Source organism: Streptomyces sp. NPDC005070, assembly GCF_053600395.1.
This window is the reverse complement of record NZ_JBSFZS010000169.1, coordinates 1-12,409: the sequence shown is the minus strand read 5'-3', so window position 1 is coordinate 12,409 and position 12,409 is coordinate 1. Positions and strand designations below refer to the sequence as shown.

Genomic DNA, 12,409 nt, shown 5'->3' with positions numbered 1-12,409 from the left:
GGGCGAGGAACTGCGCGCGATCGAGCTGGGCCACACCGACACCGACGGCACGAGCGCCCTGCACGTACCCTCCATCGGACTGGTGGTCGCCGGGCGCCGCGGCGCAGCGCGGCGGCGAAGGGAGCGGCCCACAGGTTCTCGTAGACCAGGATTCCGGCGGAGTTCCCGGGCTCCAGCGCCTTGCCGGCCTCCGCGATGTCGTCCTCGCCGAGCAGGCCGGAGGACACGCCCTCGAACACGGCGAGGTCGAGGGCTCCGTCGCCGTCGAAGTCGGCGACCTCCATGCCGACCACGGACCCGTCCTCGTCCTTTCTCACGAACAGAAGGTCGAGAATCCGAATGATGCCGCGGTCGACCAGATCGACCAGGATCGGAAGTCCCTCACCGGTCATTCGATTACCGGGAAACTCCACGACGATATAGTCGATCGGTCCCATCTCGACGAATTCATCTTCGCTCACGGCTTCACCCCTGCGTGGTCATGGTTTTCCCCTGCCCCTGGTCCATGCCATTGCAGCACCGGTCGGAAGCCGCCGCATTTCGGTACGACGCCTTCGCGAGCCCCTGGAAAGGGAGTCGCTCGGGCCGTTCGGGTGGCCCGTTCGGTTCGGGTGGCCCGTTCAGTTCGGGTGGTCCGTTCGGCTCGGCCGGTTCACGCGGTGAGCTGGTAGATGCTCTTGCCGACCAGCCACAGCCCCAGGAACAGGAACAGCGACACCAGCGCCTGGTCCTGGTGCCCCTCCATCCACGCCCGCAGCTTCCCGAGCCGGATGTGGGCCGTCCGTGGGGCGAACGTCGCGTAGAGCTCCATCGCCAGCAGACTGGAAGTGGCCAGCAGGACGTAGCCCATCAGGGCCGCGTACGACGCGGCGTGGTTGAGGTCCGCGTCCACGACGGTGGAGGCTCCGGCCGCGATCATGCCCCAGGGCTGGAGGAGCAGCGCCAGGCCGGCCGCCGTCCAGGGGGAGATCCGTTCGATCCGGGACATGAAACCGGAGGACTTCGGCCGCTTGCCGATGACGCGTCGTCTGCGTTCCGCGTAGAGGACGAGTCCGACGCCGATGGCCAGTTTGCCGGCCAGCGCGGCCGTGGACGGCGCGGACTTCGGGGGCGGTGGCTCGCCGCCGGTCATGAGGAGCACGGCGGCGATGATCGCGACGAAGGAGGCCAGCCAGGTCAGGATGAAGGCGAGGCCCTTCCAGATTCCCCTGTCCGAGGAGAGCACCAGCACGAATCCGGTGACCGGCAGGGGGTCCAGGGTGATCGCCAGGGCGATGAGGAGCAGGTCAAGGACCATCGCCGCCCCCGCGTGGTCTCGCGCGGCGCGGCGCGGCGGTTTCGCGCATGCCCCAATCGTCACCTCCCCCACGCACCTCCACAAATCCGATGCCCCGCCCGCCACATCGAAGCCCGGCACCCTTCCCGTACGGCCGGACGGCGCCCTCCCGTACGACCGGACGTCGCCCCGTGCGGCCCGACGGCACCCTCTGGGCTCGCCGGCTCGCCTGATCAGCTCAACTCGCCGGACATATCGCCCAGAGCTACCTTGGTGATCCGGGCCGGACGCCCCTCCACGGGCGGGCCCCGACCACGATCCGAGGACGGTGACCGGCGGAGTCGACCGCCGGACGCCAACCGGCGCCAGCCGCGTCGGCGACCACACGCGGAGCGTCCCCCATGACTCCCAAGCATCCGGCCGGCAGCCGTCACCCGCACCACACCCCGGCGGAACGTGCCGCGCTCGGCAAGGCCGCCCGGTCCGCCGTGCCGCGCTCCAGCCACGCCGGCTTCACCCCCTCGCCGAAACGGCCCGACCCGGTGGACATCGTGGAGGCACAGTCCGCGACCCGGGTGCCCGAGCTCGTACCGATCCGCTACGGCAGGATGACCGAGTCGCCGTTCCGTTTCTACCGCGGGGCCGCCGCCATCATGGCCGGGGACCTCGCCGGCACGCCCCGGTCCGGGATCAGGGCGCAACTGTGCGGTGACGCGCACATGTTGAACTTCCGGCTGCTGGCCTCGCCGGAGCGCCGCATGATGTTCGACATCAACGACTTCGACGAGACGCTGCCCGGCCCGTGGGAGTGGGACGTCAAGCGGCTGTCCGCCAGCTTCGTGATCGCGGGCCGGGCGAACGGCTACAGCGGCAAGGAGCGTGCCGACATCGTCCGTACGACGGTGCGGTCGTACCGCGAGTGGATGAGACGGTTCGCCGGGCTCGGCAACCTCCCCGTCTGGTACACGCATTTCGACGAGGACTGGGTACGGACCCACATCGCCGGGGAGCTGGGCTCGCAGGGCCGCTCCCGCTGGAAGAAGACGACCGACAAGGCGCGCACCCGCGACAGCCTCCAGGCGTTCAACAAGCTCACGCACATGGTCGACGGCCAGACTCTGATCGCCGCGGACCCCCCTCTCGTCGTACCGCTACAGGATCTGCTTCCGGACATGGAACGCGGCGCCCTGGAGAAGCAGCTCCGCCGGCTGATCGGGAGCTACGGCCGGAGCCTGAACTCGGACCGGCGGTTCCTGCTGGAGCAGTACCGGTTCGCCGACGTGGCCCGCAAGGTGGTCGGGGTCGGCAGCGTGGGGACCCGTTGCTGGATCGTCCTCATGCTCGGCCGGGACGACTCGGATCCGCTGCTGCTGCAGGCCAAGGAGGCGGACGAGTCGGTCCTCGCGCCCTACGCCGGCGCGAGCGAGTACCGGACCCAGGGCGAGCGCGTGGTCTCCGGCCAGCGGCTCATGCAGGCCACCAGTGACATCTTCCTGGGCTGGGAGCGGGCCGAGGGCATCGACGGCCGCCGACGGGACTTCTACGTACGGCAGTTGCGGGACTGGAAGGGCATCGCGGAACCCGAGCTGATGGTGCCGGCGACCATGCGGGCCTTCGGCGAGCTGTGCGGTGCCACGCTGGCCCGCGCGCACGCGAGGTCGGGCGACCGGATCGCCATCGCCTCCTATCTGGGCGGAGGTGACGTGTTCGACCGCGCGCTCGTCCCGTTCGCCGAGGCGTACGCGGACCAGAACGAGAAGGACCACCGGGCACTCGTCGGCGCCGTCCGCTCGGGGCGTGTCAAGGCCGAAGCCGCCTGACCCGAGCCCGGGCACAGGCCCTCACGCCCTGCCGCTCCACGCCCTGCCCGTCCCTGCCCCGTCCGGCCAGGCCCCGCCCGGCCAGGCCCGACAAGGAGGCCCGTATGGATCGCTATCCGCCCATCGCCGACCACGGCCTGGTCGGGGACCTGCAGACCGCGGCCCTGGTGTCGTCCCAGGGCGTGATCGACTGGTTCGCGGCCCCGCGCTTCGACTCCCCCAGCGTCTTCGCATCCCTGCTGGACCACGACGGCGGCGGATACTTCCGCCTCGCGCCCGAACACCCCGAGGGGACCTGGAAGCAGCTCTACTACCCGGACACCGCCGTCGTGGTGACCCGGTTCATGTCCCCGGACGGCGTGGGCGAGGTCCTCGACCACATGCCGGTCCTCCCGGGCCCGACGCCGACCGACCGGCACAGTCTGGTGCGCATCGTCCGCTCGGTGCGCGGCACCGTCCGCTTCGGTCTGGAGTGCCGGCCGCGGTTCGACTACGCGCGGGCGCGCCATCAACTCGAACTCACGCCCCGTACAGCGGTGTTCAGGTCCCCGGTGGCGAGCGCGCATCTCCAGGGGAACATCCCGCTCGAACGCGACGGCGATGACGTCCGGGGCGCCATCACCCTGCGCAACGGCGAGACCGCGGCCATCGTGTTCACGGTGTGCGGGCCGGACGGCGAGGCCCCGCCGCCGCCCACGGTCGACGGGCTCACCGAGGACCTCTGGAGCAACGTCGACTTCTGGCAGAAGTGGGTCCGCACCTCGAACTACCGTGGCCGCTGGACGGAGATGGTGCACCGCTCCGCGATCACCCTCAAACTCCTGACCTACGCCCCGACCGGAGCGCCGGTCGCCGCCGCCACCATGGGACTGCCCGAGCAGATCGGCGGTGAGCGCAACTGGGACTACCGGTACACATGGGTGCGGGACGGCTCACTGTCGGTGCGGGCGCTGCTCGACCTCGGTTTCGTCGAGGAGGCGACCCACTTCACCCGCTGGCTGGGCGAGCGCCTTCAGGAGCGCGCGGGACCGGACGACGAGCCTCTCCAGATCATGTACCGGGTCGACGGCGACCCGCAGATAGCGGAGGAGATCCTGGAGCACTTCGAGGGCTACCGGGGGTCGTACCCGGTACGCGCCGGGAACGGAGCCGCCGGCCAGTTGCAGCTCGACATCTACGGCGAGGCCCTCTACGCGCTGGCCGAGGACCGCACGCTGGGTGAACAGGGCGGCTACCACGGCTGGAAGGCGCTGAGCGGCATCCTCGACTGGCTCGCCGAGTCCTGGGACCGCCCGGACGAGGGCATCTGGGAGACCCGTGGCGGGCGCAAGGACTTCACCTACAGCCGCGTCATGTGCTGGGCCGCCTTCGACCGGGGCCTGAAGCTGGCCACGGAGTTCAGCAGACCGGCCGACACCGCCCTCTGGACGAAGGCGCGGGACGACATCTTCGAACAGGTCATGGCGCGCGGCTGGGACGACACACATCAGGCGATGATCCAGCACTACGGCGGTGACGTCCTGGACGCCTCCCTGCTGCTGGCGCCCCGCGTCGGCTTCCTCTTCGCCCGGAGCCCCGGCTGGCTGCGCACCCTGGACGCGATGGAGCGCGTCCTCGTCTCCGACAGCCTCGTCTACCGCTACGACCCGCAGGCCTCCCCGGACGGACTGCGCGGCTCGGAGGGGACGTTCAGCCTCTGCACGTTCCTGTACGTCGACGCCCTCGCCCGCGCGGGACGGCTCCCCCAGGCCCGCTACACCTTCGAGAAGATGCAGACGTACGCCAACCATGTCGGCCTGTTCGCCGAGGAGATCGGCCCGAGCGGAGAGCAACTGGGCAACTTCCCGCAGGCGTTCACCCATCTCTCCCTCATCATGGCCGCGACGACGCTGGACGACGCGCTCGACCGGCTGCGGCCCTGAACGGCGGGATGTCCGGACCCTGCGGAAGCAGTTCCACGGTCACGAAGGACACCACCGCGGCCAGCGCGATCACCGGCACCGTTCCCGAGTTGCCCACGAGCAGCACGACCAGCACGACACAGCTGACCGGCAGCCTGAGCGCGGCGGCGGACGCGGCGGCCATGCCCGCCGCCATCGCCGCCGGCACGCCGAACCCCGGGAGCGGTGCCAGCAGGGCGCCCGTCGCGCCGCCGAGGAACAGCGCGGGAAACACCGGACCACCCCTGAGGGTGCCCAGACACAGCGCGTACGCGACGGACTTGAGCAGCACCACGGCCACGAGGCTGCCGACCGACCACGCGTGCGGGTGGGCGGCGAGCTGGGAGAGGGTGCTCTGGCCGGACAGGGCCACCTCGGACGGCGAGCGCCCGGTGAGGGCCGCGTAGAGCGCCGCGCAGCCGCCGGCGCCGAGCGCGCACAGCACCGTGGCCCGCATCGTGTGAGCGGACACGGCACGGGCCGCGTACCGGCCGCCCACGATCACCCAGTGGATGCCGAACCCGATCACGACGGCCATGAGCACCGACCAGACGACGTCGCCGGTGTCGAGGGTCGAGGGCGCGGGCAGTCCGATCTTGAGGCTGCCGGTCTGCAGTCCGGTCCAGTCGCCGAATCCGGTGAACACGATGGCGCCGATCCCGCTGGCGAGCAGCGCGGGCAGCATCACCGCGAAAAGCTGCGGCCCGCCCACACCGGCGACCTCCATCAGCAGCACGGCGGCGACCAGGGGGCTGCCGAAGATCGCCGAGATGGCCGCCGCGGCGCCCGCCGCACTGAGCAGTGCCGTGCCCGCCGGGGTCGCGGGAGCCCGTACGAGATCCCGGAACAGCAGCGCGAGACCTCCGCCCAGCGCGATCAGCGGAGACTCGGGGCCGAGCACGGCTCCCAGCGGAAGGCTGGCCAGCGCGGCGAGCGCGACGCCCGGCAGAGCGGATGTCGACGTCCCGCCGGCGTGCAGGCCCGAGGCCGGGATGTGTCCGCCCCGGCCCGGAAACCACAGCACGATCAGGCCCACCAGGACCCCTGCCAGCAGCATCGGGGGAAGCGGCCACCACCACGGCGGATCCGACCACCCGAGATCGTGGGGCCACTGCTCCCACATCAGATGTTCCAGCTCGTGGAGGAGCACCAGGAACCAGAACGCGGCGAGCGAGACCGGGACGCCGATCACGGCGCAGAACACCAGCGCCCGCCGGTAGGCGGGCTGGACCAGCATGTTCCTGAGCTGCTCGGCCTCCGTGGGCTGGTTGCCCGGCGGGGAGTCGGCCTGGCCGGACCGCTCCCCCGAAGCGGGCCCGGTCTCCTCGGACTTCGGCTCGGTGATGGGTCTTCTCCTACGCGCGCTCGGAGGGATGGCTCGGGGCGCGAGCGTACCCACGGGATCCGCCGTTCCCGCGCGGCCCGCGCACAGGGCGGCGAAAACCCTCCGGGTGGACGTGCGATCCGCACCCTCACGGCGCAACCCGGGCGGCTCGGCTCAAGGGGTCCCGCTTCCCGCAGGCCGGCCCGCCGCACGGTCAACACCCCTTCCGTGCCGTTTACTTAACACGCCATCAGCGGTGCCGCCCGGACCGTCGCCGATCCTCGTCCACCGCTCGGGGAGGCCGTCGAGGCCGTGTCCGGTCAGGAGGGCGGCAGAGGCTGCTCCGTCCAGACCGTCTTGCCGTCGTGGGTGTAGCGGGTGCCCCATCGCTCCGTGAGCTGCGCGACCAGGAAGAGCCCGCGTCCGCCCTCGTCCGTGCTGAGGGCCCTGCGCAGGTGAGGGGAGGTGTGGCTGGCGTCGGACACCTCACAGATCAGACACTGCGTACGGATGAGGCGCAGGGTGACGGGCCCGTCCGCGTACCGGTAGGAGTTGGTGACGAGCTCGCTGGCGACCAGTTCGGTCGTGAAGGCCATGTCCGACAGCCCCCATTCGGCCAGTTTCGCCGTGACCAGCTCCCTGGCGCGGGCGGCGGCGGTGGCTTCCAGCGGCAGGTGCCAGGTGGCGAAGTTCTCCGGGGGCAGTACCCGGGTACGGGCCATGAGCAGCGCGATGTCGTCGGTGGGGCGGCGGTGCGCGGGCAGCAGGGCTTCGATCACCCCGTCGCAGGTGCGCTCCAGAGGGTCGGCACTGTGGGCGAGACATTCCCGCAGGTTCTCCAGCGCGGCGTCGATGTCGCCGTCGCGCGCCTCCAGGAGGCCGTCGGTGTAGAGCGTGAGCAGGCTGCCCTCGGGGAGGTCGAGGTGGTACGTCTCGAACGGCAGTCCGCCCAGGCCGAGCGGTGGACCCGCGGGCAGGTCGAGCACGGTCACCTGGCCGTCCGGCGTGGACACCATGGGTGCCGGGTGGCCGGCGCGAGCCAGGGAGCACTGCCGGGAGACCGGATCGTAGACCGCGTAGAGGCACGTGGCCCCGAGCACCTGCTCGATCGCCGCCTGGTTGCCCTCGGCGTTCGTCTCCAGCTCGGCGGCCAGCAGACTGACCAGATCGTCCAGCCGGGCCACCACCTCGTCCGGCTCCAGGTCGAGGCTGGCCAGGGTGCGCACGGCGGCACGCAGGCGCCCCATGGAGGCCGCGGCGTGGATTCCGTGGCCGACCACGTCTCCCACGACGAGGGCGACCCGGGCCCCTGACAACGGGATCACGTCGAACCAGTCACCACCGATGCCCGGTTCACCGCTCGCCGGCAGATATCGGCAGGCCACCTCGACGGCCGGCAGGTCGGACACCGCGCCCGGCAGCAGACTGCGCTGCAGCGTCAGAGCGGCGCTCTGCTGCTGGGTGAAGCGGCGCGCGTTGTCGATGCAGACGGCCGCACGCGAGGAGAACTCATGGGCCACTGCGGCATCGTCGTCCTCGAAAGGCTCCGAATGGCCCACTCGCCACAGGCTCACCACACCCAGTACGAGGCCGCGTGCCATCAGGGGCACCGCGATCAGGGAGTGAACGCCGAGCCCCAGGGCGACCTCGAGCCGCCGCCGGTCCATGGCGTACCACTCGGGGCGGAGGGACAGCAACCGTTCGAGAACCGGGCGGCGCTCGGCCAGGCACCGCGCCTGCGGGGAGTCCGGAAGGAGCGGGACCACGTCGCCCTCCTGGAACGGGACCCGTGGTTCCGGGGGCGACAAGGACACGCGCAGGAGCGCACCTGCCATGTCCGTGGGCAGTTCGTCACCCAGTGCCACCGGCTTCAGGAGGTCCACCGAGCAGTAGTCGGCCAGGCCGGAGGCGGCCACCTCGGCCAGTTCCCGGGCCGTCTGCGTCACGTCCAGTGAGGTGCCGATCCGGGCGCTCGCCTCGTTCAGCAGGGTGAGCCTGCGGCGGGCTCGGTAGCGCTGGGTCACGTCCTCGATCGTCTCCGCCACGCCGAGAACCCGGCCCGAGGAGTCCTCCATCCGGAACGCGGAGACGGACACCATCCGTTCCCGGCCCGGAGCATGGCGTGTGCGCGCCGACTGCTCTGTGAAGATCAACGGCTCGCCGGTCTCCAGGACGTGGCGTACCCGCTCCTCGGCCGGACCCGCGTCCTCGTCGACCAGGAACTCACCCGAACGACGGCCCACCGGCGCCTCGGCCGTGATGCCGCTCGCCTTCTCGATCGCACGGTTGACCCGGATCACCTTCCGGTCCGGGCCATGGATGGCCAGGCCGATCGGGGACCGGTGGTAGAGGCCGTCGAGCAGCGCACGGTCCCGTTGCCAGGCGACGACTTCCGCGGCGGGGGCACCGACCAGGAACCACTCCTGACGGTCTCCGTCGCGGGTGATCGCGCGGGCCCGGAAACCCATCTCCACGCGCCGTCCGTCGTGGTGCCGGACCGGCAGGACGCCGAACCAGCCCCCCGCCCTCATGGCGTCCACGACGACGGACCGCGCGACAGGCAGGTCGCAGGCGTCGACCAGGAGGTCCCGCCACGGCCGTCCGATCACTTCCTTGGCCGGGTAGCCCAGCACCTCCTGCGCACGTGGGCTCCAGCCGACCACGGTGCCGTGATCGTCGAGCACGGCCGAAGCGGCATGCCCGAGGGCGAACGGATCCTCCGGACTCTCGCTGAAATGCATCGAAGGCGTCCCCATAACCACCACTCTGTCTCCGTGAGTCCGATGTTCCTCCTCCCGGTCTCCATCCGCGACTCTCCGTGTCACGCCCGGATATCCAGTCGCTCCCGGCAGGCGAGCGCCGTACCTTCATGGCCATGAACAGGCCACTCGTCGCCGTCCTCAGTGGGGCCGGCATCTCCACCGACTCCGGGATCCCCGACTACCGGGGGCCCAACGGGCTGTGGCGGCGGGATCCCGAGGCCGAGAAGCTCGTGACGTACGAGTACTACATGGGCGATCCGGAGATCAGGCGTCGGGCCTGGCTGATGCGACGGGAGACGCAGGAGCTCGGGGCCGAGCCCAACGCCGCGCACCGGGCCGTGGCCGAGCTGGAGCGCTCCGGGGTCCCCGTGCGGGTCCTCACCCAGAACGTGGACGGGCTGCACCAGCTCGCCGGGATGCCCACGCGCAAGGTGCTCGAGCTGCACGGCACCGCGAGAACGGTGGTGTGTACGCAGTGTCATGCGAAGGCTCCCATGGAGGACGCTCTCGCCCGGGTCGACGCCGGGGAAGACGACCCGGACTGCCCGAAGTGCGGCGGGATCCTCAAACCGGCGACCGTCATGTTCGGCGAACGCCTCGACCCCGTCGTCCTCGGCCAGGCCGCCGCCATCGCCAAGGCCTGCCAGGTCTTCATCGCCGTCGGCAGCAGCCTCCAGGTCCAGCCGGCGGCCGGCCTCGCAGGTGTCGCCGCCGACCACGGAGCCCGGCTCATCATCGTCAACGCCGAACCCACGCCCTACGACGAACTCGCCGACGAAGTCGTCCGCGAACCGATAGGCACCGCTCTGCCGGAGCTGCTGCGCCGGCTGCACGCGGTGAACGGATAGCCCACGAACGCCGTGTCCGGCCGCACAGCGGCACGGTCGGCCGGTCCGGCTCATGGTGGACCGGCCGCGCGCAGGCGCTTGCCCCGCTTCCCCGTCGCGGCCTTGAGGGGGATCAGCACCACCCACCACAACTTCGCGCCCGTCGGGGACACGAAGGCAAGCGGCACCGCGATGACGAAGACCGCCACGGTCGACGCCAGATCGGCCACATCGTTGCGGGCGACGGCGTCGGGCAGTGCCTCGCTGCCGAGCCACGGGCGTTTCCACAACACGACCGCCAGCGCGAGTTGCGCGGCTCCCACGGCCGCGACGGCGCCGGAGTAGGCGGCCACCGACTGCGGCCGGTCCCCGTACTCGGCCAGCAGAGTGGTGGGGAACGGCATCAGGGCGACCAGCCCCAGGCTCAGCAGCCCGAACCGGATGACCGTCCCGTCGACTTCCCGTGCGTGCCGGAACATCTGGTGATGGCCCCGCCAGAACGCCGCGATGACCAGAAAGCTGATGGCGTACGCGAACAGGTTGGGCATCACATCCCCCAGCGCACGCTCGAACCCGGCGGGGTCCAGCCCGGCAGGCAGCGTGATGTCCAGCGCCAGCAGCGTCATCGCGATCGCGAAAACGCCGTCCGACAGCGCGAGGAGTCGCGCCGCGCTCCCCTCGTCGTCCCTCGCTCGCTGATCGCGGTTCACAACGCCCCACCCTAGGTTCAGGCATCTGGAAATGCGCAGATTGCCCCTCCTTTTCCGTCGCCGCGTGGGGAGCCGTTCCGGCGCTCCAAGGGGTCCGTTCGGAGGATCGCCGGGAGCGGCGGGCCGGTCGGCGGCAAGGCCTGCTCCTACGTTCGCTCCCATGAAGAACGCGTACACAGACCATGCGCAGGCGCCCACCCGACGGGGCGCGCTCGCCGGGCTCGCGGCCGGAGCGGGGGCCGTCGTGCTGTCGGCGGCGTCCGCCGCCTCGGCGAGCTCGGCACCGGCCTTCGCGACGGAGCGTGGCGCCCGCCCTTCGGCCCCGGCTCCGGCCGGCGACCCGTCGCCGACGCCCGGTGCCATGCAGTTGTTCACGGACCCGGGGCTCAACTTCAACGCGCTGCTCGCGCTCGGCGGCGCCGGATTCGGCGCGTCCGAGGTCGGGGAGGTGCTGACCGCCGTCAACGCCATCAACGCGGCCGGGGCGAGCGAGCAGACCTATACCGCGGAGTTCCGCCGCTGGGGCGACCGGCTGACGACCACCGCCTCGCCTCACGAGCAGACACACCGCGCTCACTCGCTGCGCGCCGCCCAGTACTACGGGCAGGCGCTGTTCTTCGTGCTCGGCTCGGAGACCCCGGGTGACGAGAAGAAGGTCTATCTGGCGGGGCGCCGGTCGTGGGACACCTTCGCACGGCTGTGCACGCCGGCGGCGATCACCGACCAGGTCCCGTACCAGGGCGGGATCTCGATTCCCGTCTGGTTCTTCCGCCCCGACGACTCGGGAAGGCCCCGGCCGACCGTCATCCTCACGAACGGGAGCGACGGCCCGAACGTCGACATGTGGACCTACGGGGTCTCCGCCGCGCTCGCCCGCGGCTGGAACGCGCTCGTCTACGACGGCCCGGGCCAGGGCCAGTTGCTCTTCGTCGACCAGCTCGTCTTCAGTCCGCGCTGGGAGCAGGTGGTCTCCCCGCTCGTGGACTGGCTGGAGCGCCGCAGGGACGTCGACGCCCGTCGGATCGCGCTGACCGGCCTCTCCATGGGTGGTGACCTCGCACCGCGCGCCGCGGCCTTCGAGCACCGGATCGCCGCTCTGGCCGCACTGCCGGGCTGCCTCTCCCCGTGGCTGGGCTTCCCGGCGGAGCTTCGGGACATCGTGACCCCGGACAAGGCGGAGACCAACCGTATCTGGAACGAGGAGGTCGCCCCCGAACTGACGCCGTCCGAGCAGTTCGTCCTCAAGAAGCGGATCGAGCCCTTCTCGATCCCGGCGATGCTCGCCGCCCGGCAGGGCCGGCTCTTCACCGACTTCTGGACACCGGCCCAGCGGATCATGGCACTCGACATCACCCGGATCGTGGGCCGCATCAAGTGCCCGACACTGGTCCTCGACTACGACGACGAGATCTTCTACCCGGGTCAGCCACGCGAGTTCTTCGAACTGCTGCGTACCCGCAAGGAGTTCCGGCTGATGCGGGCGGCCACCGGTGCCCAACTGCACTGCTCGCCGATGGCGCCGCAACAGCACTGCGAGGTCGTCTTCGACTGGCTGGAGGACACCCTGGGGCGGGGCGACCGCGGTTAGCCGGCATCAGTTCGGGCTTTCCGGTACGACCGCTGCACAGTGTCTAGTGCCGCGGCAGGCAACGTTCGCCCGTCAAGGAGCGGCGCCCGGTGCGTGCTCTCGGTGTGCCGGCCGGAAGTCCTCGTACTGGATGTACTTGGGCTTTCGGCCGGTGCGGCGAGA

Annotated in this window: 9 protein-coding genes; 4 read left to right on the top strand and 5 right to left on the bottom strand. The window is 71.0% G+C overall.

Going from position 1 to position 12,409, the window contains the following annotated elements; all coding sequences use genetic code 11:
• Window positions 1-437: DUF6325 family protein (locus tag ACWEBX_RS33835; RefSeq protein WP_451888591.1), on the bottom strand; the 437-nt coding region annotated here is incomplete at its 3' end.
• A 215-nt stretch (window positions 438-652) separates the two neighbouring features.
• On the bottom strand, window positions 653-1,297 hold the full coding sequence (locus tag ACWEBX_RS33830; protein WP_451888590.1) for a GAP family protein: 645 nt from the start codon (window positions 1,295-1,297) through the stop codon (window positions 653-655).
• 380 nt (window positions 1,298-1,677) lie between these two features.
• On the opposite strand from ACWEBX_RS33830, the gene ACWEBX_RS33825 reads away from it, so the two are divergent.
• Entirely contained in the window at window positions 1,678-3,096 is a 1,419-nt protein-coding gene (locus ACWEBX_RS33825; protein ID WP_451888589.1) for a DUF2252 domain-containing protein, read from the top strand.
• Window positions 3,097-3,200: 104 nt separating this feature from the next.
• Window positions 3,201-5,018 (top strand): glycoside hydrolase family 15 protein, encoded by a 1,818-nt coding sequence (locus ACWEBX_RS33820; RefSeq protein ID WP_451888588.1) that lies wholly within the window; start codon window positions 3,201-3,203, stop codon window positions 5,016-5,018.
• Here ACWEBX_RS33820 and ACWEBX_RS33815 read toward each other — a convergent pair.
• Window positions 4,969-6,435: a chloride channel protein gene (locus ACWEBX_RS33815; RefSeq protein WP_451888587.1), complete on the bottom strand. Its 1,467-nt coding sequence runs from the start codon at window positions 6,433-6,435 to the stop codon at window positions 4,969-4,971. The two genes, ACWEBX_RS33820 and ACWEBX_RS33815, sit on opposite strands and share 50 nt — an antisense overlap.
• Window positions 6,436-6,680: 245 nt before the next feature.
• A complete protein-coding gene (locus tag ACWEBX_RS33810) occupies window positions 6,681-9,101 on the bottom strand; it encodes a SpoIIE family protein phosphatase (RefSeq protein WP_451888586.1) in 2,421 nt (806 codons plus the stop codon).
• Between the two features lie 134 nt (window positions 9,102-9,235).
• On the opposite strand from ACWEBX_RS33810, the gene ACWEBX_RS33805 reads away from it, so the two are divergent.
• Window positions 9,236-9,970: an SIR2 family NAD-dependent protein deacylase gene (locus ACWEBX_RS33805; protein ID WP_451888585.1), complete on the top strand. Its 735-nt coding sequence runs from the start codon at window positions 9,236-9,238 to the stop codon at window positions 9,968-9,970.
• 50 nt (window positions 9,971-10,020) lie between these two features.
• Here ACWEBX_RS33805 and ACWEBX_RS33800 read toward each other — a convergent pair whose 3' ends face one another.
• A complete protein-coding gene (locus tag ACWEBX_RS33800) occupies window positions 10,021-10,659 on the bottom strand; it encodes a TMEM175 family protein (protein ID WP_451888584.1) in 639 nt (212 codons plus the stop codon).
• A 160-nt stretch (window positions 10,660-10,819) separates the two neighbouring features.
• Between ACWEBX_RS33800 and ACWEBX_RS33795 the strand changes: the two genes are divergently transcribed.
• Window positions 10,820-12,247 carry an alpha/beta hydrolase family protein gene (locus ACWEBX_RS33795; protein WP_451888583.1) on the top strand — a complete coding sequence of 476 codons (1,428 nt, stop codon included), beginning with the start codon at window positions 10,820-10,822 and terminating at the stop codon, window positions 12,245-12,247.
• Window positions 12,248-12,409 lie beyond the last annotated feature (162 nt).